The 26158-nt window shown below is 66.0% G+C and carries 26 protein-coding genes; 19 read left to right on the forward strand and 7 right to left on the reverse strand.

Going from position 1 to position 26158, the window contains the following annotated elements; translation table 11 throughout:
• Positions 1 to 89: 89 nt before the first annotated feature.
• Complete coding sequence (locus NATPE_RS08115) at positions 90 to 1634, reverse strand: TrkH family potassium uptake protein (protein ID WP_006182162.1); 1545 nt, start codon at positions 1632 to 1634, stop codon at positions 90 to 92.
• A gap of 200 nt (positions 1635 to 1834) precedes the next feature.
• Between NATPE_RS08115 and NATPE_RS08120 the strand changes: the two genes are divergently transcribed.
• The 4 genes from NATPE_RS08120 to NATPE_RS08135 all read left to right on the forward strand — a co-directional run bounded on the left by NATPE_RS08120 (position 1835) and on the right by NATPE_RS08135 (position 4763).
• Positions 1835 to 2080 carry a hypothetical protein gene (locus tag NATPE_RS08120; protein ID WP_006182163.1) on the forward strand — a complete coding sequence of 82 codons (246 nt, stop codon included), beginning with the start codon at positions 1835 to 1837 and terminating at the stop codon, positions 2078 to 2080.
• A gap of 118 nt (positions 2081 to 2198) precedes the next feature.
• Positions 2199 to 2885, forward strand: coding sequence for a potassium channel family protein (locus tag NATPE_RS08125; RefSeq protein ID WP_006182164.1), 687 nt, complete (start codon positions 2199 to 2201; stop codon positions 2883 to 2885).
• A 127-nt stretch (positions 2886 to 3012) separates the two neighbouring features.
• Positions 3013 to 4563 carry a TrkH family potassium uptake protein gene (locus NATPE_RS08130; protein ID WP_006182165.1) on the forward strand — a complete coding sequence of 517 codons (1551 nt, stop codon included), beginning with the start codon at positions 3013 to 3015 and terminating at the stop codon, positions 4561 to 4563.
• Positions 4560 to 4763 (forward strand): hypothetical protein, encoded by a 204-nt coding sequence (locus NATPE_RS08135; RefSeq protein WP_006182166.1) that lies wholly within the window; start codon positions 4560 to 4562, stop codon positions 4761 to 4763. The genes NATPE_RS08130 and NATPE_RS08135 overlap by 4 nt, the downstream gene beginning before the upstream one ends.
• A gap of 126 nt (positions 4764 to 4889) precedes the next feature.
• On the opposite strand, the gene trkA is transcribed toward NATPE_RS08135, so the two are convergent.
• Positions 4890 to 6221 (reverse strand): Trk system potassium transporter TrkA, encoded by a 1332-nt coding sequence (gene trkA, locus NATPE_RS08140; protein ID WP_006182167.1) that lies wholly within the window; start codon positions 6219 to 6221, stop codon positions 4890 to 4892.
• A gap of 357 nt (positions 6222 to 6578) precedes the next feature.
• Between trkA and NATPE_RS08145 the strand changes: the two genes are divergently transcribed.
• The 4 genes from NATPE_RS08145 (at position 6579) to NATPE_RS08160 (ending at position 11244) form a co-directional block, all read left to right on the forward strand.
• Entirely contained in the window at positions 6579 to 7925 is a 1347-nt protein-coding gene (locus tag NATPE_RS08145; protein WP_006182168.1) for a ribonuclease J, read from the forward strand.
• Between the two features lies 1 nt (position 7926).
• The gene (gene idsA3, locus NATPE_RS08150) at positions 7927 to 8979 is read left to right on the forward strand and encodes a geranylfarnesyl diphosphate synthase (RefSeq protein WP_006182169.1); all 1053 of its coding nucleotides are present in this window, start codon (positions 7927 to 7929) and stop codon (positions 8977 to 8979) included.
• A gap of 106 nt (positions 8980 to 9085) precedes the next feature.
• Positions 9086 to 9502 carry a hypothetical protein gene (locus NATPE_RS08155; RefSeq protein WP_006182170.1) on the forward strand — a complete coding sequence of 139 codons (417 nt, stop codon included), beginning with the start codon at positions 9086 to 9088 and terminating at the stop codon, positions 9500 to 9502.
• Positions 9502 to 11244, forward strand: a complete 1743-nt coding sequence (locus tag NATPE_RS08160; protein WP_006182171.1) for a glutamate--tRNA ligase — start codon at positions 9502 to 9504, stop codon at positions 11242 to 11244. The genes NATPE_RS08155 and NATPE_RS08160 overlap by 1 nt, the downstream gene beginning before the upstream one ends.
• 55 nt (positions 11245 to 11299) lie before the next feature.
• Here NATPE_RS08160 and NATPE_RS22645 read toward each other — a convergent pair whose 3' ends face one another.
• Entirely contained in the window at positions 11300 to 11464 is a 165-nt protein-coding gene (locus NATPE_RS22645) for a hypothetical protein (protein ID WP_006182172.1), read from the reverse strand.
• 44 nt (positions 11465 to 11508) lie between these two features.
• Positions 11509 to 11994, reverse strand: a complete 486-nt coding sequence (locus NATPE_RS08165; RefSeq protein ID WP_006182173.1) for a DUF456 domain-containing protein — start codon at positions 11992 to 11994, stop codon at positions 11509 to 11511.
• A gap of 77 nt (positions 11995 to 12071) precedes the next feature.
• Here NATPE_RS08165 and NATPE_RS08170 point away from each other — a divergent pair, with 77 nt between their 5' ends.
• Together NATPE_RS08170 and NATPE_RS08175 are read left to right on the forward strand one after the other, a co-directional pair.
• Positions 12072 to 12812 carry an SDR family NAD(P)-dependent oxidoreductase gene (locus NATPE_RS08170; protein WP_006182174.1) on the forward strand — a complete coding sequence of 247 codons (741 nt, stop codon included), beginning with the start codon at positions 12072 to 12074 and terminating at the stop codon, positions 12810 to 12812.
• 79 nt (positions 12813 to 12891) lie between these two features.
• Positions 12892 to 13164, forward strand: coding sequence for a HalOD1 output domain-containing protein (locus tag NATPE_RS08175; protein ID WP_006182175.1), 273 nt, complete (start codon positions 12892 to 12894; stop codon positions 13162 to 13164).
• Between the two features lie 31 nt (positions 13165 to 13195).
• Here the strand turns inward: NATPE_RS08175 and tmcA are convergent, their stop codons facing one another.
• Positions 13196 to 15463, reverse strand: a complete 2268-nt coding sequence (gene tmcA / locus NATPE_RS08180) for a tRNA(Met) cytidine acetyltransferase TmcA (protein ID WP_006182176.1) — start codon at positions 15461 to 15463, stop codon at positions 13196 to 13198.
• Between the two features lie 35 nt (positions 15464 to 15498).
• A complete protein-coding gene (locus NATPE_RS23225) occupies positions 15499 to 15621 on the reverse strand; it encodes a hypothetical protein (protein WP_275040174.1) in 123 nt (40 codons plus the stop codon).
• 173 nt (positions 15622 to 15794) lie between these two features.
• On the opposite strand from NATPE_RS23225, the gene NATPE_RS08185 reads away from it, so the two are divergent.
• From NATPE_RS08185 to NATPE_RS08220, 8 genes are all read left to right on the forward strand, one after another.
• Positions 15795 to 17393: an oleate hydratase gene (locus tag NATPE_RS08185; RefSeq protein ID WP_006182177.1), complete on the forward strand. Its 1599-nt coding sequence runs from the start codon at positions 15795 to 15797 to the stop codon at positions 17391 to 17393.
• A 308-nt stretch (positions 17394 to 17701) separates the two neighbouring features.
• On the forward strand, positions 17702 to 18064 hold the full coding sequence (gene rpl7ae / locus NATPE_RS08190) for a 50S ribosomal protein L7Ae (protein ID WP_006182179.1): 363 nt from the start codon (positions 17702 to 17704) through the stop codon (positions 18062 to 18064).
• Between the two features lie 11 nt (positions 18065 to 18075).
• Positions 18076 to 18300: a 30S ribosomal protein S28e gene (locus NATPE_RS08195; protein ID WP_006064297.1), complete on the forward strand. Its 225-nt coding sequence runs from the start codon at positions 18076 to 18078 to the stop codon at positions 18298 to 18300.
• Positions 18300 to 18650, forward strand: a complete 351-nt coding sequence (locus NATPE_RS08200) for a 50S ribosomal protein L24e (protein ID WP_006182180.1) — start codon at positions 18300 to 18302, stop codon at positions 18648 to 18650. Before NATPE_RS08195 ends, NATPE_RS08200 begins: the two co-directional genes overlap by 1 nt.
• A complete protein-coding gene (gene ndk, locus NATPE_RS08205; protein ID WP_006182181.1) occupies positions 18647 to 19111 on the forward strand; it encodes a nucleoside-diphosphate kinase in 465 nt (154 codons plus the stop codon). Before NATPE_RS08200 ends, ndk begins: the two co-directional genes overlap by 4 nt.
• 176 nt (positions 19112 to 19287) lie before the next feature.
• Positions 19288 to 19695 carry a DUF7344 domain-containing protein gene (locus tag NATPE_RS08210; RefSeq protein ID WP_015298896.1) on the forward strand — a complete coding sequence of 136 codons (408 nt, stop codon included), beginning with the start codon at positions 19288 to 19290 and terminating at the stop codon, positions 19693 to 19695.
• 286 nt (positions 19696 to 19981) lie between these two features.
• Positions 19982 to 20584, forward strand: coding sequence for a superoxide dismutase (sod, locus tag NATPE_RS08215; protein WP_006182183.1), 603 nt, complete (start codon positions 19982 to 19984; stop codon positions 20582 to 20584).
• Positions 20585 to 20759: 175 nt separating this feature from the next.
• Positions 20760 to 23900, forward strand: a complete 3141-nt coding sequence (locus tag NATPE_RS08220) for an FAD-binding and (Fe-S)-binding domain-containing protein (protein ID WP_006182184.1) — start codon at positions 20760 to 20762, stop codon at positions 23898 to 23900.
• Between the two features lie 200 nt (positions 23901 to 24100).
• Here the strand turns inward: NATPE_RS08220 and NATPE_RS08225 are convergent, their stop codons facing one another.
• Positions 24101 to 24787: an RNA ligase partner protein gene (locus NATPE_RS08225; protein ID WP_006182185.1), complete on the reverse strand. Its 687-nt coding sequence runs from the start codon at positions 24785 to 24787 to the stop codon at positions 24101 to 24103.
• A gap of 121 nt (positions 24788 to 24908) precedes the next feature.
• On the opposite strand from NATPE_RS08225, the gene NATPE_RS08230 reads away from it, so the two are divergent.
• Positions 24909 to 26039 carry an RNA ligase gene (locus tag NATPE_RS08230; protein WP_006182186.1) on the forward strand — a complete coding sequence of 377 codons (1131 nt, stop codon included), beginning with the start codon at positions 24909 to 24911 and terminating at the stop codon, positions 26037 to 26039.
• Positions 26040 to 26158: the final 119 nt, after the last annotated feature.

Raw genomic sequence — 26158 nt, forward strand, 5'->3', positions numbered from 1 at the left:
GCAGATCGTGGCCGTGTCGGGACTGACGGGAATCGGACGAACGCGAGAGCAGGGAGCGGGATCGACCGCACGGAGGCGGGCCGGTCCGTTCAGCGGGTCCAGAACCCGCCGGTAAAGAGGACCAGTACCGGGATGATCTCGAGGCGGCCGATCCACATCAGGAAGATCATCAGGAGTTTCGACGGGACCGGGAAGTCCAGGTAGCTGCCGAACGGTCCGAGGTGGCCGAAGCCGGGGCCGATGTTCCCGATCGTCGCGAGGCTCGCGCTGAAGGCCTCGAGCGGCGAGAAGTTCGCGATCGCACTGGCCCGACTGACGTCCAGCGCGATCAGCAAGGTTGCGCCGGCGAAGATGATGAGGTACATGAAGGTAAAGCCGAGGACGCCCCGGATGGCGTCCTCGTCGACGACGTTGCCGCCGAGCCGGATCGGACGGACGACTTCGGGGTGGGATGCGGTAAACAGCTCCCGCCGAAGGACTTTGAAGATGATCAGCCATCGGACGACCTTGACGCCGCCGCCCGTCGAGCCGGCACAGCCGCCCACGAGCATCGCGAACAGGAGGACGATCTTCCCCGTCGAACTCCAGTCGACGAAGTCGCTGGTCGCGTACCCCGTCGAGGTCAACAGCGAGGAGATCTGGAAAGCGCTCTGGCGCAGCGAGTTCTCGAACACGCCTTCGGTCACGCCGCCGAGTTCCGCCAGCGCGGGCGCGGTGCCGACATAGAGCATCCCGGCCAGGAGGGCGGTGAGTCCGGCGATCGCGGTGATGTAGGCGCGGAACTCGGAGTTTCGGACGAAGCGGTGGCCCTCCCCGCTGAAGACGTGCCAGAACAGCGCGAAGTTGGTCCCGGCGATGATCATGAACGGAACGGCGGTCCACTGCACGGCCGCCGAGAAGGCTGCGACGCTGTCGGCCTCCGGCGAGAACCCGCCGGTCGGGAGCGTCGTGAACCCGTGGGCGATGGCGTTGTATAGCCCCATATTGGGCGCCATCCCAGCGAGGTGCAGGCCGTAGAGAATGGCGATATAGACGACGGTAAAGGCGAAGTAGACCAACCAGAGGATGCGGGCGGTCTCCGCGATCCGCGGCGTGAGTTTCTGTAGCTCGGGACCCGGGGCCTCCGACTCGACGAGCTGGGCACCGCTGACGGCGACTTCCGGCAAGATTGCGACCATCAACACGATGATCCCCATCCCGCCGAGCCACTGGGTGAGCTGTCGCCACATCATGATCGCGTGGGAGTGGCGCTCGAGGGAGATCTCGCCCAGGACGGTCGCTCCGGTTGTCGTGAACCCGGACATCGACTCGAAGAGGGCGTTGACGGGATGGGCAAGGGTCGACTCGGTTCCCCAGCCCGCGATCACGTACGGTACTGCGCCCACGATCGCGACGGCGAGCCACGAGATCGCGACGAACAGCATCGCCTCGCGGATATCGAGGTCCGGTTCGGGGCTGAGCCGCTCGAGGCCCTCGCCGACTGCGATCGTCAGCGCGATCGTCGCGACGAACGGGACGACTGGATCGCGATAGATAAGCGCCACGACGAGCGGGATCACCAGCGGCACGGAGAGATACTTGAGAACGGTTCCGACGAGCGCGACGCTGGCGCGCCAGTCAGTTCGGAGCCGCATGGAACACCCCGCTCGCGGAAGTACATCTAGACACGGTAGTTATCGCATTTCGATTCGGTCCCATTAATCCATCGTAAGACGGTTTCCGCCCGTGACACCGTTGTGGCCGGCGAAAAAGCGCCTCGAAAATGCGGCCTCGAATGGGAGTATCGATCGGTTTCGTGAATAGGATTATATACTGACAGCGCGTAGATAGTACCATGCACGTTCGATTCCCAAGCGTTCGCCACCCGCATACGTTCTACGACGTCTTTGGCGTCGTCACTGTCGCGGTGGCGATCATGGCCCTCGTCCTTGCCGTCCGATACGGGGAGGTGATCCGACTCGAGATGGCCGTTTTCATCGCGGTCGTCTTCCTGTGGGCCGGTTGGGCGATCGAACGGATTCTGTCGGAAACCACGGAGCGGTCGAGACGGCAGCGCCAACGGGACTGGCCGTGGAAATGACCCCGTCCCGGTAGCTCTCTCGACGGAGTCGTACGGGATCGAGTTCCTCTCGTTCGAGGCGACCGGGACGGTCACCGAAGCGGTATATTTTCAACGGTCACGCAAGAACACCGACCTAATGTATATCGTCATCGTCGGTGCGGGCGATATCGGTCAACCACTCATCGATATCGCGACGCGTTCGGGAAACGAAGTCGTCGTCATCGAGAACGACCCCGAACGTGCGGATCGGGCCGCCGGTACGTACGACTGTCTGATCCTCGAGGACGATGCAACCGATCACAATGCGCTTCAGGACGCCGGCATCGAGCGGGCGGACGCCCTGATCAGTACGACCGACCGGGACGCGACCAACATCATGGTCTGTCTGCTCGCCCAGGAACACGAGGTCCCCAACATCGTCTCGGTCGTTCACGATCCCGAACACATGAACGTGTTCCGCCAGATCGGCGTCAACACGATGGAGAATCCGCAGGAACTCATCGCCGAATACCTCTATCGGGCGGTTGCTCGCCCGGCGATCGTCGACTACATGCGGATCGGCGAGCAGGCGGAAGTGTTCGAGATCGAGGTGACGGCAAACGCGCCGCTCGCCGGGAAGACGCTCATCGATGCGGCCGATGAGGACCTCCTCTCCGAGGACGTCCTCGTCGTCGCCATCGAACGGGAGGGCGAGGATCAGCCGATCACGCCACGAGGGAATACGCGGATCGAGGCCGGAGACCTCCTGACGGTCTATTCGGCGTTCGGTGCGGAACCCGAACTCACGGACGTGTTCGGCCATCCCGAAGACCGAGTCCAATGACGGTCGATCGACGGTGGGCCCGGATCGACGCCGCTGGTACCGTACGGCCGTCTTCGAGAGCCCTGTCTCGAGCGGGGCGGCAAGCCCTCACTGTACCGGCGTCTCTAAAGCCGGTGGAGGGTGACGGATGAAGGGGGCGGCACGGACCATCGGACGGGATCTGGGCCGCATCTTTCAGGCGCTGGCCGGACTGCTGTTCGTTTCGATCCTCGTGGCGCTCATCTGGGGGGAGTACTACGCGATTCCGGCACTGGTCGTCGCGGGACTGGTCCCCTTCGTCGTCGGCTACATCTTGACCTCGCGGTTCCGGGACGCGGCCCGGCCCGGCAAGCTCCACGGGATGATCATCGCCGCGCTGGGCTGGTTCTGTGTCGCGATCTTCGGGTCGCTGCCGTTTCTCCTCATCGCGTGGACGGTCGAACTCGCGCCGCCGATCCTCGGCGAGCCGTCCCAGACGTCGACGCTCGCGGCGTTTACGAACCCGATCAATGCCGTCTTCGAGAGCATGAGCGGCTTCACCGGGACCGGGCTGACGATGACCGACAACGAGGAGGTCCTGCCGCGGACGCTGCAGTGGTGGCGGACGTTCATCGAGTGGATCGGCGGCGTGGGCGTGATCGTCCTCACGACGGCGATCCTCGCCCGGCCGGGGAGCGGCTCGCTCACCCTCTACGAGAGCGAAGCCCGCTCCGAGCGAATCCATCCGAGCATCGTCTCGACCGTGCAGACGATCTGGTGGATCTTCATCCTCTTTACGTTCGTCTCGATCCTGCTGCTGTGGGTCGTCGGAATGCCGCTCTGGGGGGCGATCAACCACGGCATGACGGGGCTGGCGACCGGCGGGTTCTCGATCACCGACAACTCGATCGCGACCTACGACAGCGTGGCCATCGACTTCGCGCTCCTCCCGGTCATGCTGCTTGGCAGCATCGCGTTCCCCGTCCACTATCTCATCCTACAGGGTGACCTGCGGAACCTCTATTCGGACCTACAGACCCGCTGGGTGTTCATCTACATGGGGATCGGGACGGTCCTGCTGACCGTGTTGGTCTACGTCAGTGACACGTACGACTCCCTGTTTACCGCGTTCCGGTACGGCTCGTTCCAGTTCGTCTCGGCGGCGACCTGTGCCGGCTTCCAGACCGCGGCCGACACGACGAACGTCGCGTTGGGGCGCTGGTCGGCACAGGCCCAGCTCACCGTCGTGTTCGGGATGGTCGTCGGCGGCGCGGCGGGGTCGACAGTCGGTGGGATCAAGCTGATCCGGGCGCTCACCCTCCTGAAGGGGATCCGGTTCCGTATCGCGGACGTCTTCTACCCCGAGACGGCCGTCCGCCGACTGAAGATCAACGGCCGTCGGCTCAACGAGCAGGAAATGCGCCAGGAGTTCGAGGAAGCGGCGATCATCGCCGCGCTCTGGTTCCTCTTCCTCGGGCTCGGCACCTTCGCGCTCCTCATCATGCTCCCGCAGGGCGAGTACACCCTCGAGAACGTTATCTTCGAAGTGGCAAGCGCACAGGGTAACGTCGGCCTCTCGGCGGGGATCACCGGACCGGAGTCGCTCCCGACGCTCGGCAAGGTCATGTTCCTCTTTAACATGTGGATCGGGCGCCTCGAGATCATTCCCGTGCTGGTGACGCTGCGGGCGGTCTTCGACCGCGGGGGGCTCTACCGATGAGGCTCGCGGACGTCCCGGTCGTTGGCGACCTCCTCGAGTCGGGCGCGGAGGACCGGGTCTTCGATTCGCTCCTGCTTGCGGGGCCGGTCCTGATACTCATCATCGCCGTCCTCGGGCGCTCGACCGTTACGGTCGGTCTCGCAGCGGCGTACGTTCTCTTCTTCGTCGCATACGTCCTTTATCGCGGTGTCCGTCGCTGACGGTTGGCGGTGGCCCGTCGCCTCGTCCTCGAGGCGACTGTCGAACCGGGATCGAGACGAGTGACAGTGTTTGGTCGACGAGAGCGGCGGCTGTAGCGACGGAAACTGCGGGGAACGAGAGCAGCGCTAGATCAGCTCGAGGACGTCGTCGAGGACCGTCGCGTCGACGAAGACGATGACGTGGTCGCCGGGTTCGATGACGGTCGACCCGCGGGGTGTGATGTGGTCGCCGGACCGCGAAATCGCGCCGATGACGACGCCGGGAGGGAGATCGTCGGTCGCGTCGACGATCTCGCGCCCGGCGAGGACGCTCTCCGGCCCGATCTCGATCTCGATGACCTCGGCACGGTCGTGTTCGAGCATCGCGATCTTCTCGGTGTTGTCGGTCCGGGTAAACCGGATGATCTCTTCGGCGGTCTCCTCGCGGGGGTTGATCGCGACGTCGATCCCGACGGTCTCGAAGAGGTCGGCGTACTCGGGGTTCTCGATGATCGCGACGGTACGGTCGACGCCGAGCCGATCGGCAAGCAGGGAGACGAGCAGGTTCTTCTCGTCGCTGTCTAAGGCGGCGACGACGACGTCGGCCTCGCCGACGTGTTCGCGCGCGAGGAACTCGGAGTTGGTCGCGTCGCTTTCCATGACCATCGTGTTCGGCAGCGATTCGGCGATCTCGCGGGCCCGTTCGTGATCCCGCTCGATCAGCCGCGGCCGGAACCCGTGGTCCTCGAACTCGCGGGCCGCTTGGTAGCCGACCTCGCTGCCGCCGACGATGACGACCTCCTCGGCGTCGTCCGGTTTGGTCGCGACCTCGTCGGCGAACTCGTTGATCGAGTCGGGACTACCGATGACGACGACCCGGTCGCCCGCCCGAATGTGTGTGTCACCCCGGGTTACGATCATCTCGTCGTCGCGGAAGATCGCCGCGAACGTCAGCGAGTCGTAACAGTCGGCCTCGCTGACGGTCAGGTCCACGATCGGACTGTCCGTCGGAATGTCGAACTCGGCCATCCGGACCAGTCCGCCGGCGAACGTGTCGACGTCGTGTGCGCTGGGCAGGCCGGAGATACGGAAGATCGCCCGCGCGGTCAACAGGTCCGTACAGACCATGAAATCGACGCCGAAGGCACCCTGCGATCCCTGCCACGTTTCCAGCAGCGTCCGGCGGCGCACTCGAGCGACCGTGAAGACGTCCGTCGCGGCCTTGGCCGCGCCACAGACGACCGCGTTGGTCTCGTCGTTGTCGGTACAGGCGATGACCAGTTCTGCCCGCTCGAGGTCCGCCTCACGAAGGATCTCGAGGTCGGTCCCGTCGCCCCGAATCGTCAGCACGTCCAGCGAGTAGGTGAGTTCCTCGACGACGTCCGCGTCGCGGTCGATGACGACCACGTCGTGGCCGTCCTCGAGGTTCGCGGCGATCGAGCGCCCGACCTCGCCGGCACCGACGATGATTACGTACACGACGATCCCTCCGAAAGCATGTATTGTCCACCGGTTTCGGCCGAATAGAGAAATGGATTACGGTGTCTCGAAACCCATGACAGGCCCCCGCGTTCCGTCCGGATCGCCCCCACGAGACGGTCGCTCCGGACGGCCAACCCACTGCGTTTTTAATGCCCGGGCGTGTAGGGGGGAGCAACGAAACCCGCGGGCAAGTGCGTTCGGCGGCTCACGATGTCGTGAGCCGGACGGGGACGATCGTCCCCGCGAGCGCATAGCGGGATGGCCGACGCGCTGCAAGACGCCGGGGCCGTACGACTAGGCGTCCGCGGACAGTTTCGATGAGAGTCCATCACGCGGCTTTCAGTGCTACGAACCATGGAAATCGAAATCGCAACCATTGGCGGCTACGAAGAAGTCGGACGGCAGATGACTGCCGTCCGCGCCGGCGACGACGTCGTCATCTTCGACATGGGTCTGAACCTCTCGCAGGTCCTGATCCACGACAACGTCGAAACCGAGCGGATGCACAGTCTCGACCTGATCGATATGGGCGCAATCCCGGACGACCGGGTCATGAGCGACCTCGAGGGCGACGTCAAGGCCATCGTGCCGACCCACGGGCACCTCGACCACATCGGTGCCATCTCGAAGCTGGCACACCGATACGACGCGCCGATCGTCGCGTCGCCGTTTACGATCGAGTTGGTCAAACAACAGATCGAGGGCGAACAGAAGTTCGGCGTCGAGAACGACCTCGTCAAGATGGAGGCCGGCGAGACGATGTCGATCGGCGACCGCAACGAACTCGAGTTCGTCAACGTCACCCACTCGATCATCGACGCCATCAACCCGGTCCTTCACACGCCCGAGGGAGCGATCGTCTACGGGCTGGACAAGCGCATGGACCACACGCCCGTCATCGGCGACCCGATCGACATGGAGCGGTTCCGCGAGATCGGTCGCGAGGGCAACGGCGTGCTGTGTTACATCGAGGACTGTACCAACGCCAACAAGAAGGGACGGACCCCCTCCGAGAAGGTCGCCCGCGAACACCTCCGGGACGTCCTCTACAGTGTGGAAGATTACGACGGCGGCATCGTCGCGACGACGTTCTCGAGCCACATCGCCCGCGTCAAATCGCTGGTCGAGTTCGCCGACGACATCGGCCGGCAGCCGGTCCTGCTCGGGCGGTCGATGGAGAAGTATTCGGGCACTGCCGAACGGCTCGACTTCATCGACTTCCCCTCGGATCTGGGAATGTTCGGCCACCGCAAATCCGTCGACCGGACGTTCAAACGCATCATGAACGAAGGCAAGGAGAACTACTTGCCCATCGTCACCGGCCACCAGGGCGAGCCCCGCGCGATGCTCACCCGAATGGCCCGCGGCGAGACGCCCTACGAACTGGACGACGGCGACAAGGTCGTCTTCTCGGCACGGGTCATCCCGGAACCGACCAACGAGGGCCAGCGCTACCAGGCCGAGAAGTTGCTCGGCATGCAGGGCGCACGTGTCTACGACGACATCCACGTCTCGGGGCACCTCAACCAAGAGGGCCACTACGAGATGCTCGATGCGCTCCAACCGCAACACGTCATCCCAGCCCACCAGGACATGAGCGGCTTCTCCAGCTACGTCAATCTCTGTGAGAGCGAGGGCTACAAGATGGGCCGAGATCTTCACGTGACACGCAACGGGAACCTCATCCAGCTAGTCGACTGATATGACGAGCCCAGAGGCACGCGAAGAGGCGGTGCTCGAGGCGGTCCGGAAGCGCCGCGAGCAGGTCAACGACGCGATCCCCGAGGAGCTACCGATCAAGCGACCCGAGCGGCTCTACGAGGCCTCCCGCTACTTGCTCGATGCGGGCGGCAAGCGACTCCGACCGACGGTGTTGCTGACGACCGCGGAGGCGCTGACCGACGTCGATCCGCTGTCGGCGGACTACCGCTCGTTCGACCCGGTCGACGGGAGCGGGCCGGTCGATATGATGGCCGCCGCGGTCAGCGTCGAGGTCATCCAGTCGTTTACCCTGATCCACGACGACATCATGGACGACGACGACCTCCGCCGTGGGGTGCCGGCCGTCCACAAGGAGTACGACCTCGAGACGGCAATCCTCGCCGGCGACACGCTCTACTCGAAGGCCTTCGAGATCATGCTCGAGACGGGCGCGGAGTCGGATCGGATCGTCGACGCGCTCGACGTGCTGGCGACGACCTGTACGGACATCTGTGAGGGCCAGTCGCTGGACGTCACCTTCGAGGAACGGGCCGACGTGTCCCCCGACGAGTACCTCGAGATGGTCGAACAGAAGACGGCCGTGTTGTACGCCGCGTCGGCGTGTCTCCCCGCGATCTTGCTCGGGGCCGACGACGAGACCATCGAGGAACTCTACGGTTACGGGCTCGACATCGGCCGCGCGTTCCAGATCCGGGACGACGTTCTCGATCTGACGGTCCCGAGCGAACAACTGGGCAAACAGCGCGGCAGCGACCTCGTCGAGAACAAACAGACCCTGATCACCGTCCACGCCCGTGAGCAGGGCGTCGACGTCGAAAACCTGGTCGATACCGACGACGTCGAGGCAGTCACGGAGGCCGAGATCGACGACGCCGTCGCCGAACTCGAGGCGTCGGGCTCGATCGCCTACGCCGACGAGACCGCGACCGATCTCGTCGAACGGGGCAAGCGCCGACTCGAGGTACTGCCGGACAACGAGGCCCGCGACCTGCTCTGTGAGCTGGCGGATTACCTGATCGAACGCGGCTACTGACGCTCGATCGGGCACCCGCTGGCGGTCGACTCACGGGCGACGCACCGCTCGAGACGGCGTTCGATTTCGCCCGGGTTCTGTTGCGAATTCCCACCGAGCGGTTGGTATGACTGACGACTCCACGGACGGTGCCGGCGGGCTCTCCCGACCCGACCTACTCGGGACGGCAATGGCGGTCGGTGCGATCGCAACCGCCGACTGTCTCGACTCGGTCCTCGGGACCGCCGGCTCGAGCGAGAACGAGATCGACCCCGTTGCGCCGAACGAGCCCCGGGAGGGGACGGCCGGCGAGTTCTACACGCTGGTCGAGCGAACCGACGTTCCGGTCGCATCGCTCCGAGAAGACGAGGGGGACCTCGAGACTGAGACGGGCTATCGTACCGATCTTTCTGTACGGCCACAGCACGGGGACGGGTGCGCCGGTAGTGACTTCCCCGACCCGTCACGGGTAGCCGCCGTTGTGTGCGTCGGTTGCGGCCCGAATCGCGAGGGTTTTGGCCCGGGCGGAAGTACCGCCCGGTAATGGACGACGACTTACGCGAACGCATCGAGCGCGAGGTCGAAAAGCACGCGCTGTTGAACGCCGTCAAACACGAGAGCGACGCCGACGTCGGTGCCATCATGGGGCCGCTAATGGGCGACAACCCCGATTTCCGCGAACACGGCGACGAGATTCCGGGGATCGCCGGCGGCGTCGTCGGTCGGGTCAACGATCTCGACTACGACGAGAAACGCGAGCGCCTCGAGGAACTCGCGCCCGCGGAACTCGCCGAGATCGAGGCCGAGGAGGAAGAAGACGAACACGACCTCCCGGACCTGCCCAACGCCGACGACTACGACGAGATCCGGATGCGGTGTGCGCCCAACCCCAACGGCCCGTGGCACGTCGGCCACGCCCGGATGCCCGCCGTCATCGGCAGCTACCGCGAGCGCTACGACGGCTGGTTCTGCGTGCGCTTCGACGACACCGACCCCGAGACCAAGCGGCCCGATCTCGAGGCCTACGACGCGATCCTCGAGGACCTCGAGTATCTCGGCTTCGAGCCCGACGCGACCTACAAGGCCAGCGACCGCCTCGAGACCTACTACGACCACGCCCGCGAGCTGATCGACCTCGGTGGGGCCTACACCTGCTCGTGTTCGGGCGAGGAGTTCTCCGAGTTGAAAAACAGCGGCGAGGCCTGTCCCCACCGCGAGAAAGACGTCGAGACGGTCCGCGAGGAGTTCGCGGCCATGATCGACGGCGAGTACGAGAGCGGCGAGATGGTCCTCCGCGTGAAAACGGACATCGAACACAAGAATCCTGCCCTGAGGGACTGGGTCGCCTTCCGGATGATCGATACGCCCCACCCCCGCGAGGAAGCCAGCGAGTACCGCTGCTGGCCGATGCTCGACTTCCAGTCGGGGGTCGACGATCACCTGCTCGGGATCACCCACATCATCCGCGGGATCGACCTGCAGGACTCTGCGAAGCGACAGGGGTTCGTCTACGACTACTTCGACTGGGAGTATCCGGAAGTCGTCCACTGGGGCCACGTCCAGCTCGACGACTACGACGTCAAGATGAGTACCTCGACCATCTCGGAGCTGATCGAGCAAGGCGAACTCGACGGCTGGGACGACCCGCGAGCGCCGACGCTCAAGAGCCTGCGCCGGCGCGGTATTCGCGGCGAAGCCATCGTCGAGGCGATGGTGGGCCTCGGCACCTCGACCAGCGACGTCGATCTGGCGATGAGTTCGATCTACGCCGCCAACCGCGACCTGATCGACGAGAAGACTGACCGCCGCTTTTTCGTCCGTGACGGCAATCAGGTCCCCCTCGCCGGTGACCCGCCCGCCGAGGCGAACCCGCCGCTGCACCCCAACCACGAGGAACGGGGCGTCCGAGAGATCCCCGTCGGTGACTCGGTCATGCTCGAGTCCGAGGACCTCCCGGACCCGGACGCCGACGACACGCGCCTCTGGCTGAAGGGACTGGGCGGGTTCGAACTCGAGGACGGCGCGTTGCGGTACGCCACCGACGACCTCGACGTGGTCCGCGAGGAGGGCGTCGACGTCGTCCACTGGGTGCCGGCCGACGGCCGCGTCCCCCTCCGCATGCGGACGATCGAGGGCGACGTTACGGGCCACGCCGAACCCGGCGTCGCCGACCTCGAGCCCGACGAACTGGTGCAGTTCGAGCGGGTCGGGTTCGCGCGAATCGATCGACACGAAAGTGACGAGGAGGACGACGCGGAGACCGTCGCGTACTACACGCATCCCTGAGGCCGTTCCGAGACGGGACGGCTCTCCGAGTCGGGGATTCCAAAGCTCCTGCCGATTACTCGAGCAGGTCGTCACCCCGGTCCGGCAACGGATCGGCGACGACGCCATCCTGCCGACCCAGCACGCGGGCGTGGGCGGCACAGACGTGCCGGTTCTCGTCCCACGGAACGTGTAACTCGACCGTCGCGGGCCGCTGGCAGTCGGGTTCGGTACAGTCCATCATTCTCCGTGAACGATACCCACGACTTCAGTGTTTCCCGCGGATCACAGCAGGAAGACCGCGACGAGAAAGCCAAGCAAAATCGTGGCCGTCAACAGCACCTGGACTGCCGTCGATGCGAGGGTGCCGACGGTCGTGTAGAGCGCCGACCGGGCGCTGCCCTCGAGTTCCTCGCCGCGGACGAACTCGAGGACGAAGACGGTCCCGAAGAGGCCGGCCAGTAGCCCGACCGGGCCGGTGACGAGCATGAGGACGATGCCGACGACGGCGGCGACGGCGGTCGTCAGCCACGACGCGCCGCCGGCTCGAGCGGCGATCGAGCCGCCGAAGAACTCGACGAGTGCCGTGACGACGGCGATGACGGCCAGGACGGCGACGGTGATGGCACTGATCTCCGCCGATCCGGACCCCCACCAGTAGACGCCGAGGCCGGCCAGCGAGAGGAGGCCGCTGGGCACCATCGGGACGGCCGCGCCGACGATCGCACCGGCGAGCAACGCGACGGCGACGACGAGGACCACATCGACCATACCAACGGCGACGAGGGACCACGGCAAATGCCTACCGCCTTCAGTAGGGTTAGGTGCGAGGATCCGAACCTGTAGGTATGACACAACAACGCGGTGCGATCGTCGTCGGCGCGTCCTCGGGGATCGGCGAGGCGCTTTCCCGACGGCTGGCGGCCGACGGCTACGAGATCGGACTTGCGGCCCGGCGGACCGAACGGATGCGACGGATCGGGAACGAACTACCGACCAAGGCCTACGTCGCGACGATGGACGTTACCGCAGTCGAGGACGCCAGACAGGGCTTTTTCGACCTCGCGGCGGCGATGCCGTCGGTCGACCTCGTCGTCCTCAGCGCCGGGGTCGCGTCGGTCAACCGCGACCTCGAGTGGGAGCCCGAACGGCAGACGATCGACGTCAACGTCCGCGGGTTCACGGCGCTGGCGACGGCCGCGATGGAATACTTCGAGTCGACGCCGGACCACGCCAGCGAGTCGGACGGGCACCTCGTGGGGATCTCGTCCGTGGCGGCCCACATCGGTAACGACGACGCGCCGGCGTACAGCGCCTCCAAGGCCTACGTCTCGACGTATCTGGAAGGGCTTCGCTATCGGGAGGGCGATCGCGATACGGACGTGACGATCACGACCATCGAGCCGGGGTTCGTCGACACCAAGCTGTCGCTGGGCGGCTTCTGGGAGTGTTCGCCCGAGACGGCGGCCGCACAGATCGCTCGAGCGATCGAGAAAAAGCGAAAACACGCCTACGTCACGCGGCGCTGGCGGGCCATCGCGTGGCTCGTTGATCTCCTTCCCGAGCGGCTGCGTCGACGGCTGTTTTGAGGGTGCGTGCCGGGGACGGCGTCTCGGAGAGCGGAATCATGCCGGACATCTATACTGGGGGTTCCCGTTGGCAGGGACGATGACGGATCAGACCGAGAGTGAGATCGTTCACCGGACGCTCGACCCCGACGGCGAGAACCCGACGGTACAGATCATCGAGGCGATCATGGATCTCGAGGGCGTCGATTCCACCAACCTCCCGACGATATACGACTGCGTTGACGGGATGCTCAACGAACTCTTTTCGAATCCGCCGTCGCCGGAGGCCCAGATGGAAGTCGAGTTCAGCTATCACCGGTACCGGATCACGGTCGAACAGAACGGGGAAGCGAAGTTCGTGAAAACAGGGTGAGGGACGGCCCGCCGTTCGCGGTACTGCGGGCTCACTCGTCGGCGAACCGCTCCCGAACCGCGAGCGCCGCCGCGGTCCCGTAGCGATCGACCAGCGGGCAGAACGCGTCGCCCAGTGCGCGCATGCACTGGCCGGTAGAGTGGTACTCGAGGCGGTCGGCAACGGTCTCCCAGTCCCGAACTTGGAGGGCTCGCAGGACGAGCAGCCGCTCCTCGCGGGCGGTCAGGTCGACGCCGTCGGGGTCGTCGACGAGGTATCGGACGACGAGATCGCGGAAGGGACCGGGGTCGACGTCGAACAGGCCCGGCCCGTAGGCGGCCCCGGCGACGACCCGCCACTCGTGATCGGACAACTCGAGCGGTGGCGCGGCTTCGGCGTCGACGCTCCGGAGGACGGCACGGGCCACGTCGGGCTCGAGGTCGGTGAGCGAGTCCGAACAGCAGGCCCCGAATCGGCCGGCAAACCACTCGGCGTGGCGGTCGTGGAGCCGCCGGCCCGCGTCCGTCGTCGGCGCGAGCATGAGTGCGGAGTATTCGCCGCTCGAATCATTACGGGTCGTCGAGACGTGGACAGTCCGATAGCCGTTCGCCCGCCAGAACGCGAGCAGGCCAGGGGTCGCGCCGAAGCCGGTCCCGAGCCAGTCGATCGAATCCGCGCCGTCGCCGAACTCCTCGCGAACGCGCTCGAGCAGCGCCGAACCCAGCCCCCGCGAGCGGGCCGCGTGGTGGGTCGCGATGCGGACGACCCGCAGGCCCGCGGGCTCGCCGGCGGCCTCGTCACGCACCTGACTGGTCAGCACGTCCGGCAGCATGTTGCCCCGGATCCGGCCGCCCTCGTACATCATCGCGCGGCGCTCGGGCGCCAGGTTCCCCTCCCGGGCGAGCAAGGCGACGCTGACGACGTGGCCGTCCTGTACCAACGCGCGGGCCTCGAGGTTGGGGGCGTCGAGCAGGCGCGCGAGGTCGTTGGGTTCGGTCCGGTAGTGGGCGAGGACGAGCAGGCCGAAGGCCTCCCGGAGCAGGCGCTCGTCCGCGAGGAGGGTGTCGGGCTCGAGCCGCCGGTACTCGACCGAGTCGGGGTCGGCGTCGGCGACCAGCGGCTCGACCGGGGGCCGGGCGTCGAGCAGCAACGCGCGGAAGGCCCACACCTCGACGGGATCGCCCCCGGCGTACCGGATCGGCTCGACGAGCCGGCAGTCGGTCACCTCGTGGTTACTCTCGGCCAGCCGGTCCCGGAACCGGACCGAGAACCCCCGGCCGGCTCCCTCGTAACCGTGGATCGTCGTCGCGAACGCGACCCGGTCCGCGGTCAGCAGGGACTCGAGGGTCGCAACGGGAAGCGCAGCGGCCTCGTCGACGAGGACGATATCGGCCGTTTCGGTCGTTTCCGCCGCGGCCGTCGGCTCGCGGAACCGGACCGAGCCGCCCGCGCTCGTCTCGATCCGGCGGGACTCGACCGTCGCGTCGTCGTCGAGCGTCCGGCAGAGTTCGCCCGCTCGATCGAACAGTTCCGCCGCGTTTCGGGCCGCCGGGGCGGTCACGAGGACGTCCTCGCCGGCGGTGGCGAACGCGCCCGCGGCGATCCCCGCCGCGCTGGACTTGCCCCGTCCTCGGTCGGCCTCGAGGACGACGGCCCGATCGGGCTCGGATAGCGCCTCGAGGGCGGCGACGGCGTCGGCCTGATCGTCCGTTAGGCAGGCCTCGTAGGCGGCCATCGGGAACCGTCGATCCGGCGGCGGCGCGGGATCGGCCGTCGCCAGCCGCGGGGCTGGGTGGGTCAGGCCGTCGGCCTCGATCCGTCCTGACTCGAGGTCGACGATGGCGATGCCGCGGTGTGCCCGCAATGTCTCGACGAGCCGTCGTCGGAAGCGGCCGGAGACATCGTCCAGTTCGAACGGCGGGACGGCAAGCGATTCGTCGAACCCGTCACGGCGGTCCGGCCACGCCTCGAGCGGCGGCACGAGCAAGACGAGGAGGCCGCCGCCGTCGACCGCACCGGCGACTTTCCCGACGGCGTTGGGCCGGAGTTCCGCGTGAGCGTCGACGGCGATCACCTCTCGCGTCGTTCCCAGCAATTCGCTCGCGTTGGCCTGGGGCAACTGTTCGCAGCGAAGTCGGTCGTCGGGCCCGACCAGCGTCGTCGACGTAATCGGGACCGACAGGGTATCGAGGACCGACTCGAGACGATCGTACCCGCGCTCTCGGTCTCCCGCAAGGACCAACGCCCGCCGTTCGGTGGCGCGCTCGGCTTCCGCGCGGAGTGTTCGCGCGAGTGTAACGACGTCCGCGTCCGCGTTCATACGCCCGCTTCGTGTGTGCCGGTATAATTATTCACTCATGCGCGAACGCCGTCGTCGAGGGCACCGTCGACCATCGCGACTCCGTGTCCCGCCTCGAGGATCGATTCGGCGACTCTCGCCGTCTCCGTCCGTCGAATCGCGTCCGATTGGGATGGCAATTTCCGAAAACTCATAACTTGTTCATCATTTCCACGCTATGAGAACTGCTGTACGCTTTCAATACTAATCGTGTCAAATCCCCAAGTGTGGTTGTACATGTACGACAGGACGGATTCGAACCGGTCACGCCGGCGAAACGGAATGTCGATCGGAAACACGGAGGGAAGATCAGATGAGTAACGAACAACCCCAGCGACAGGACGGATCGGACCGGGAGGCGTACTTCGTCGGCGGGGGGATCGCATCCCTCGCCGGAGCCGCGTTCCTCGTCCGTGACAGCGAACTGCCGGGCGAGAACGTCCACGTCCTCGAGAAACTGGACGTGATGGGCGGGGCACTCGACGGAGCCGGCTCGCCCGAGGAAGGGTACGTCATTCGGGGCGGCCGGATGCTCAACTTCCCGACGTACGAGTGTACGTGGGACCTGCTCGAGACGATTCCGTCGCTCGAGGACCGCGAGCGATCGGTCAAAGACGTCATGGACGAGTTCAACGAGGAACACCAGACGTACGCCGTCGCCCGGTTGGTGGGTGACGAGCAGGAAGTCCTCGACGTCTCGTCGTACGGGTTCGAGATGGAGCATCGGCTCTCTTTGCTTCAACTGGTCCTGACGCCCGAGGAGCAACTCGGCGACACGCGGATCGAAGAGTGGTTTTCCGATTCCTTTTTCGAGACGACGTTCTGGTACATCTGGGCGACGACGTTTGCCTTCCAGCCCTGGCACAGCGTCGCGGAGATGCGCCGATACATGCACCGCTTCATGCACGAGTTCCCCCGGTTGAACACCATGGAGGGGATCCACCGGACCAAGTACAACCAGTACGACTCGATGGTCCGCCCGATTCGGCGGTGGCTGGAAGACCACGGCGTCGAGTTCCGGGGCGGCTGTGAAGTGACGGACATGGATATCGTGCCCGGTCGGGACGGCAAGACCGTCGAACGGATCCACTACGAGGCCGACGGCGTAGCCGAGACGATCGACGTCGAGCCGACGGATCTCGTCTTCGTGACCAACGGCTCGATGACCGACGGCTCGGATCTCGGATCGATGACCGAAGCGCCCGACCTGAACACGACGGGGGCGTCCTTCGAACTGTGGAAGAACATCGCCGAGGACAACCCCGAGTTCGGGACGCCGTCGGCGTTTACCGACCACGTCCAGGAGACGAAGTGGCCGTCCTACACCGTCACGCTCGACGAGCCGGACCTGCTCGAACACATCGTCGAGGTCACGGGCGAAGCGCCCGGGAACGGATTGATCACGTTCACCGAGTCGAACTGGTTGATGTCCATCGTCGTCGCCGCCCAGCCCCACTTCGCGAACCAGCCCGACGACGTGAAGGTCTTCTGGGGGTACGGCCTGTTCCCCGAAGAGGAGGGGAACTACGTCGAGAAGAAGATGGGGAACTGCACCGGCGAAGAGATCCTCGAGGAACTGTGCTACCACCTCGGCTATCTCGATGAACTCCCGTCGGTCCTCGAGGACGCGAACTGTATCCCCTGTAATATGCCGTTTATCACGAGTCACTTCATGCCGCGGACGCCCGGCGATCGGCCGGACGTCGTCCCACCGGGATCGAACAACCTCGCGTTCATCGGCCAGTTCGCGGAGCAACCCCGGGACGTGGTGTTCACCGTCGAGTATTCGGTACGGTCCGCGATGCGGGCCGTCTACGACCAACTCGACGTGGATCGGGAGGTGCCCCCGGTAAGTACGCACCAGTACGAACCCGAGGTTCTCGTCGACGCCGCGAAAGCGGCGTTCAGATAGTCCCGATACCGGAGTACTCACCGGCGGTGTGGGAACCCACTGCCGGCCGGGAGAACACGCCCGTTCAATTCTGTCATTTTTCGCACCCGATGGCGATCCGAACCGATCTCGTCCGTGCGGAGGTGTCTCACTTCGCCATCCGTTTGAACACGCTTTTAAGGGGGGCAACGCTATTCGAGTGTACACCCTACGCGGGGTTGATGATGCTCCTAGCTTCACAGGACTTCCGCCGGGATCGGCCCGGCACGGGTACCCAGTGCCCGGACGGCAGGGGAGCGCGAGCCCACGTGTAGGAGAGGTGAACAACCATGTCAGTCTACGTCAACACCGACATCCCAGCCGACCTCGCCGACGACGCCCTTGAGGCGCTCGAGGTCGCACGAGACACCGGACGCGTAAAGAAAGGAACGAACGAAACCACGAAGGCCATCGAGCGCGGCAACGCCGATCTGGTCTACGTCGCCGAAGACGTCTCCCCCGAGGAGATCGTCATGCACCTGCCCGACCTCGCCGAGGAGAAGGGCATCCCCGTCGTCTTCATCGAGACCCAAGACGACGTCGGCCACGCCGCCGGCCTCGAGGTCGGCTCGGCCGCTGCGGCGATCGTCGACGCCGGCGAGGCAGAAGACGACGTCGAGGACATCGCCGACAAGGTCGAGGACCTCGACTGAGGTGACCAAAGATGAGTGCTGAAGAGGAAGAAAGCGGCTCCACGCCCGCCGAGGTCATCGAGATCGTCGGCAAGACCGGCATGCACGGCGAAGCCATGCAGGTCAAATGCCGAATCAAGGAGGGCGAGAATCAGGGACGCATCATCACCCGTAACTGCCTCGGGCCGGTCCGCGAAGGGGACGTACTCCAACTTCGCGAGACCGCCCGCGAGGCCGACTCCATCGGGGGACAATAATGGTCGAGAAACGAACCTGCGACTACACGGGCGAAGAGATCGAACCCGGTACGGGCATCATGTACGTCAAAAACGACGGCTCCGTACTCCACTTCGTCGACTCCAAGGCGGAGAAAAACTACAAGCTCGGGCGCGAACCCCGAGACCTGGAGTGGACCGAAGAGGGTCGTCGCGGCAAGGGTCCCGCGCAGGACGAGACGCCTGCCGACGAGACCGACGAGGACGAGGACCTCGAGACGGACGCCGACGACGAGGAAGACGCGCCCGCCGGTGACGACGCGGTCGACGAGACCGAGGAAGCGGAGGCCGACGAGGCCGAAGACGCCGAAACCGAGGCCGAGGAAGCATGACCGATCACGAGCGAACCTTCGTGATGGTCAAGCCCGACGCCTTCGCGCGCGGACTCGTGGGCGAGGTCGTCTCCCGACTCGAGGACCGCGGGCTCAAGCTCGTCGGCATCAAAGTCGAGAACATGCCCCGCGAACGGGCTGAAGAACACTACGGTGAACACGAGGACAAGCCGTTCTACGACGACCTCGTGGACTTCATCACCTCGGGACCGGTCGTCCCGATGGTCTGGGAGGGCCAGGACGCGACCCGACAGGTCCGCCAGATGATCGGCGAGACCGACCCGCTCGAGGCCGAACCCGGAACGATCCGGGGCGACTACGCGCTCGACCTCGGTCGGAACGTCGTTCACGCCGCCGACCACGAGGACGAGGGTGCGAACGAACGCGAGATCGCGATCCACTTCGACGAGGACGAGCTGATCGACTACGATCAGCACGACGCCGAGTGGCTCTACGAGTAACGCATTCCGGATCGAACGGCGGCTTCACCGCCGGTTTTGGCTGTCGCTAGTATCAGTTACGGCGAGCTGAGACGTTGGCATACATATATTTTCAGACAGACGTAAAGTCTAATGTGGCGGCCGAAGTAGACGCCCGTGGTGGTTTCGAATGGGAACAGACGGTAGGTGGTTCGTGGATGCGTGAACGGGAGGGTGTATCGAGCTTGCAGGCCGACGCGATGCCGTCGCTGGACCTCGTTTTCGATCTCCTCTCGAACAGACGACGGCGCTACGCGCTATACTACCTCAATCAGCAATCCGATGGCGTCGCGACGGTCACAGCCCTGGCACAGAACGTCGTCGCGTTCGAGCGGATCGCCGCCAAGGACGCCGACCGCGATTCGGCGCGGTCGCCACCCGACCGGGACGCGGACCCCGCCGACGAACGGGAAACCGTTCGGGTGGAACTCCGACACGTCCACCTCCCGAAACTCGAGGATGCCGGTGTTCTCGAACACGACCGGCGAAGCGAGACGGTGCGGTACTGGGGACAGCCGTCGCTCGAGGAGTGGCTCGAGCATGCACATCACAAGGAGATGTCGTAGACCGTCGGTCACGGACCGCGAACGCGGAGCCGGCGGTGGGCGGTCGGGTTGGGGTCGCTGATTCGGTTTGCTGTCCCGAGCCCGGTGGGACCACAGGCCAGTCGCGGTCCCACCGGCAACGACGGACCGGAGACGGTCTGAAAGGTTTAAGTCCGAGTCCGTAGTGGTTCCGGTGACGTATCGGGAAATCGCCAGCGGGAGCGGCGATACTTTATGGCGTGTGATATCGTCTCTCTCCTCAAAACTTAACAGGCGAGAAACCGATACGATTCATGAGGTGTATACTATGGCTGACCACGAACTTCCACCACTGCCGTACGATTACGACGCGCTCGAACCGGCACTGTCCGAACAGGTACTGACCTGGCATCACGACACGCACCATCAGGGCTATGTCAACGGCCTCAACTCCGCCGAGGAAACCCTCGCCCAGAACCGCGAGGAGGGCGACTTCGGCTCGACGCCGGGCGCGCTCAGCGACGTCACCCACAACGGCTGTGGCCACTATCTCCACACGCTGTTCTGGGAGAACATGTCCCCCAACGGCGGCGGCGAACCCGAGGGCGACCTCGCCGACCGCATCGAGGAGGACTTCGGTTCCTACGAGGGCTGGAAGGGCGAGTTCGAGGCCGCTGCCGGTGCCGCCGGTGGCTGGGCACTGCTGGTCTACGACCCGGTTGCGAAACAGCTTCGCAACGTCGCGGTCGACAAGCACGACCAGGGCGCACTCTGGGGCTCCCACCCCATCCTCGCGCTGGACGTCTGGGAACACTCCTACTACTACGACTACGGACCGGACCGTGGCGAGTTCATCGACGGCTTCTTCGACGTCGTCAACTGGGAGAAGGCCGAAGAAGAGTACCAGACCTGCCTCGACCACTTCGAGTAAGCGACGAGCCAGTCGATCCCGAATTTTTCTTGTGCCAGTCCCGGTAGCCACCGCTGCCGGTCCCGACCCGACACCATTGCCGAACCCGCTCGAGCCGATCGCCCGACGCTCGCTCGCGGACAGTGGCTGTGAATGACTGCCATGGTTTAACTGTTCGTGGGACGATCCCCATTCTATGGCTGCCGAGGACAGCGGCGTCAACGCGAGGGTCGAGAATAGAGACGGGACGCGACACCGGCCGCCGCTCGAGACGGGAGCGGGCGGCGACGATGCCGGCGGGGAACTCGCGGCCGACCTGCGAGCAGCCGTCGACGGCGACGTTCGGTTCGACGAGTACACGCGGGTCCTCTATGCGACGGACGGGAGCATCTACGGCGCACAGCCTGCCGGCGTCGTCTTCCCGCGGGACACCGCCGACGTCCGCGCGGCGATGACCGTCGCGGCCGACCACGACGTGCCGGTCCTGCCCCGGGGTGCAGGGTCGTCGCTCGCCGGACAGACCGTGGGACCGGGCTGTGTCGTCCTCGACCTATTGCGGCATATGGACGAGATCCGTGAGATCGAGCCCGACGGCCGGACTGCCGTCGTCCAGCCAGGGGTCGTTCAGGACGATCTCGACGACGCCCTCGAGCCCCACGGACTGCGGTTCGCGCCCGATCCGGCCTCCTCGAACCGGGCGACGATCGGCGGCGGGATCGGCAACAACTCGACGGGTGCCCACTCGGTCCGGTACGGGATCACCGACGCCTACGTCGAGGAGTGTCGGGTCGTGTTGGCCGACGGCTCGCTGATCCGGACGCGGGACGTCGTTCTCGACAGTCCGGAGTGGGAGCGGCTCGTTTCGAAAGACGACCGCGAGGCCGCGATCTACCGGACGGTGCGGGCGCTCGTCGAGGACAACGTCGACGAGATCGAGGAGCGCTATCCCGATCTCAAGCGCAGCGTCAGCGGCTACAACCTGCAGAAAGTGATTCGAGAGGACGCGGAGAGCGAGGCGGCGAGAGCCGCCTCGGAAGACCGAGCGGGCAAAGCCCGCGAAGAGGGGAACCGGGTCCTCAACCTCTCGAAACTGCTCGTCGGGGCGGAGGGAACCCTCGGCGTCGTCGTCGAGGCCACGCTCTCGCTCGTGACCCGGCCCGACGAGACCGCGCTCGCGGTCTACTGCTACGACGACCTGCTCGAGGCGCTGGCCGCCGTCCCCGAGGCGCTCGAACTCGAGGCCAGCGCGGTCGAGTTGATGGACGACGAGGTGTTCCGGCTGGCCGCCGAGTCGGCGGAGTACGCCGAGTATGTGGAGCCGATTCCCGAGGGCACCGCGGCCGCGCTGCTGCTCGAGTTCGATTCGGAGGTCGTCGACGACCTGCCTGCGGCCGTCGAAACCGCGACGGCCGATCTCGTCGGTGGCGGGGCGGCGGTCGATTCGATCACGGCGTTCGAGCCGGCCGCACAGGACCGGCTCTGGAAACTCCGGAAGGCCGCCATCCCGCTGTTGATGAGCATGGACGGCGATCCGAAACCCTACCCCTTCGTCGAGGATGCCTCCGTACCCCCAGGAGAACTGGCGGAATACGTCGCTGGGTTTCAGGAAATCCTCGAGGACCACGACACCGAGGCCGCCTACTTCGCCCACGCGGGCGTCGGAACCCTCCATATCCGGCCGGTCCTGAACCTCAAAGAGGGCGAGGACGTCGAGAAAATGCGGGCCATCGCCGACGACGTGACGGACCTCGTCCGCGAACACAACGGCTCGTTTTCGGGCGAACACGGGGACGGCCTCGCGCGGACGGAGTTCAACCCCAAGCTGTACGGGCCGGACCTCTGGGCGGCGTTTCAGGACCTCAAATCTGCGTTCGATCCGGACTGGCGCATGAACCCCGGCAAGGTTGTCTATCGGGACGACGATCCGACGGACAGCCGGGAGAACCTGCGGTACGGCCCCGACTACGCCTCGCTCGAGCCCCGAACCACCCTCGAGTTCGACGACGAGGGCGGCTTCTCGGAACTCGTCGAACTCTGTAACGGCTGTGGGACCTGTCGCCAGACCGACGGCGACGTGATGTGTCCGACCTACCGGGCGACCGAGGAGGAGATCGCCACCACGCGCGGGCGGGCCAACCTGCTCCGGGCGGCGATCAGCGGCGAGATCGATCCCGAAGAGCTGTACAGCGAGCGGTTCCAGTCCGACGTCCTCGACCTTTGTGTCGGCTGCAAGGGCTGTCAGAGCGACTGCCCGACCGGCGTCGATCTCGCGAAGCTCAAGGCCGAAGTCAAACACGGGTATCACGAGCGGGAGGGTGTGAGCCTGCGCGAGCGGTTGTTCGCAAACGTCGACCGACTGGCGTCGCTGGGGAGTACGTTCGCGCCGGTGACGAACCACGCGACGGACCTGCCGGGCGCGCGGACCGTCCTCGAGAAGACGATCGGAATCGCACCCGAGCGGACGCTGCCGACGTTCCGGCGGGAGTCACTGGTCGAGTGGTTCGAGCAGCGAGACGTCGACGCCGTCTCGGAAACGCGAGCGGGAGCGCCGCGAGCGCGCGGCGGAACGCGGGTGGCCCCCGAGGACGCGACGGCCGGCGTCGTCCTCTTTCCCGACACGGATACGAACTACTCGAATCCCGAGGTCGGGAAGGCCGCCGTCGAGGTCCTCGAGGCCGCGGACGTTCGCGTGGCGATCCCGGATCTCGGACCGACCGGGCGAGCCGCCTACTCCGAGGGGCTGCTCGAGACCGCGGCCGAGCAGGGTCGCGAGCTGCTCGACGACCTCGAGCCCTCTCTCGAGCGTGGGTGGTCGGTCCTGTTCGTCGAACCCTCGGACGCGGCGATGGTCGTCGACGAGTACCGATCGCTACTCGCGGACGGCCGGGTGGAGCGGCTCGCGGCGAACGCCTACGGCGTCTGTGAGTACGTCGACGAGCGCCGGCTGGACGAGGTGATCGCGTTCGACGAGTCAGTGACGGCGGGGACGCCGGTGACGTTCCACGGCCACTGCCACCAGAAAGCGCGCGGTGCGGACCACCACGCCGTGGGCGTCCTCCGGCGGGCGGGCTATGCCGTCGAGCCGGTCGATTCGACGTGCTGTGGGATGGCCGGGAGTTTCGGCTACGAGGTCGAACACTACGATCTCTCGAAAGCGATGGGGTCGTTGCTTCGGGAGCAACTCGAGGCGAGTTCGGCCGAGTCGTCGGGCAACGACAGCGAGACGATCGTCGCTGCGCCCGGCACCTCCTGTCGGACACAGGTCGGTGACCTCGAGGGGTACGATCGGCCCGCTCACCCCGTCGAACTGCTCGCTCGAGGGCTCGAATCCGAATAGTTAGAATCTGGATTGCCGGTTTCGTCGGGTGGACGGCGGCACGAGCCGTCTTGCTACCGTGGCAACACGGAGCGGCCACGCCCTCCCCAACCGATTCGCTTCCTCCTTTCAGTCGGTCGCTCATCCCTCGCACGGAGTCGCGCCGCGGTTCGCCCTGACGGCGAACCGCGACCCAGCGCGCGCCACCGCATCGCGGTGGATCAGCCCTCGTCGTCGATGCCGGCCGCCCGTCGGTACTCCTCGAGCAGCGTGGGGAACTGGCCGCCGCGGACGTACCGCAGGCCGAACTCGTCGGCCCAGGAGATGATCCCGCGGTCCTCGGTGACGACGCCGGCGTCGAGTTCGCGCGCGAGGATCAGCAGATCGAAGTCCTCACGGGAGTCGAGGACGCCCTGACGGAGTGCCCGCCGATATTTGTCGCGCAGGTCCGAGACGACGCGGTCGGCGTCGGTCATGTACTCCTCGCGGTCGCCGTCGCCCGAGCCGTGGGCGAGTTCGTCCGGATCGAGCTGTTCGACCTCGCGGATCGCCTGTTCGGAGACGCGAAGCCCCCGATCGACCCGGTCGCTCATCTCGTCGATGAACTCGTAGACGATGTTCGCCGGAATGGTAACGCCGTACCGGTCGGGGCTCTTGCGGACGACCCACGTGTCGAGCCGCGAGAAGACCTCGTCGTCGACGTCGCGCTCGCGCAGCATCGTCGCGAGTTCGTCGTGGATCGACGGGGGGACATAACAGGAGATGTTGAGTTCGAGGCGCGCGGTCGCAACGAGGTCGAGTAGGCGGATTACGGCCGTCTCTATCCCCTCGTCGTCCCGTCGGATCTCCTCGGTGATGAACAGCGACGTGTCGAGGACGAACCGCTGGCGTGGGGGGTCACCGGACATACGCGGAGGTTCGACGGTCCGACACAAAGAGGTCGGCCCAAAAACGGGTCGGGACCCGGCTGCTCGCGACCGGTCCGAGGACGGCCCGGTGTTTTTGGGCCGGTGCGTGGTCGGACGACGTATGGACCGGGACGCGTATCGCGAGCGGCTCGCGGCCACGACCGACGATCCCGCGGACCTCTTCGAACACTTCGAGGAGCGGTCGGTGGCGGGCCGGACCCACCACGTCCTCACGGCCGCGCGCCACGGCGTCGAGCGCGGGACCGTCGTCGTCGAGGACGCCGACGTCGTCGTCCGCGGCTACCCGAGCATCCCGCGGATCCTCGTTCTCGAGCCCGGTATCGAGTCGTTCTTCGCGGGCACCGAGACGGTCGTCGTCGAGGAGAAACTCGACGGGTTCAACGTCCGGATCGCGGCCGTCGGCGGCGAGCCGCTTGCGTTTACCCGAAGCGGCTACGTCTGTCCGTATACGACCGCCCGGGCGCGGGCCCTGCTCGACCTCGAGCCCTTCTTCGAGAGACACCCCGAGACGGTCCTCTGTGCGGAGCTGATCGGTCCGGAGACGCCCTATACGACCACCGACTACGCGGGGGTCGACTCCCACGACGTCCGCGTGTTCGACGTTCGGGACGGGGAGTCCGGCGAGCCGATGCCGGTCGCCGACCGGCGCGCGCTCTGTCGGGCGTTCGACTTCGGCCAGCCGCGGTGTTTCGGGCGGGCGGCCCCGTCGGAAGCGGTCGAGATAGCCGCGGCCGCCATCGCCGACCTCGACGCCGCCGGCCGGGAGGGCGTCGTGTTGAAGTCGGCCGACGGGGAATCGATGGTCAAGTACACGACGGCATCCCAGCATCGCGAGGAACTGGCCTACGCGTTCTCCTTGCCGTTCGAGTGCGGCCGCGATTTCGTCTTCTCGCGGATCGTCCGCGAGGCGTTTCGGGCCGCCGAGTTCGCCGAGAGCGACGACCGGCTCCGGGAGCGAGCCCACGGCCTCGGCGAAGCGATCCTGCTACCGATGGTCGCGACGATCCGTGCGGTGGCCGCCGACGAACCGATCGGCCAGCGCCACACCGTCAGGGGCGACCCCGACGCGCTCGAGGCGCTGTTCGATCACCTCCGCGAGCAGTCGCTGACCATCGAAATCGAGGCCGACCGCCGCGAGGACGGCGACCGCGTCGTCGCGTTCCGGAAGGTAGCCGACTCGAGCCGGGATCGGATCCGACACTATCTCGACGGCGGGACGCGAGACGAGTGACGGCGCGAGTCAGGACGAGGTGGCATCTGTCGCTGACTCGGGGCGGTCGGACGCGTGGACCCGACCTCACCGTCGGCGCTCGACTCCCGAACGAATCATTTAGGCGTCAGCCGGCGGTA

This window comes from Natrinema pellirubrum DSM 15624 (assembly GCF_000230735.2).
Taxonomy (GTDB): Archaea; Halobacteriota; Halobacteria; order Halobacteriales; family Natrialbaceae; genus Natrinema; species Natrinema pellirubrum.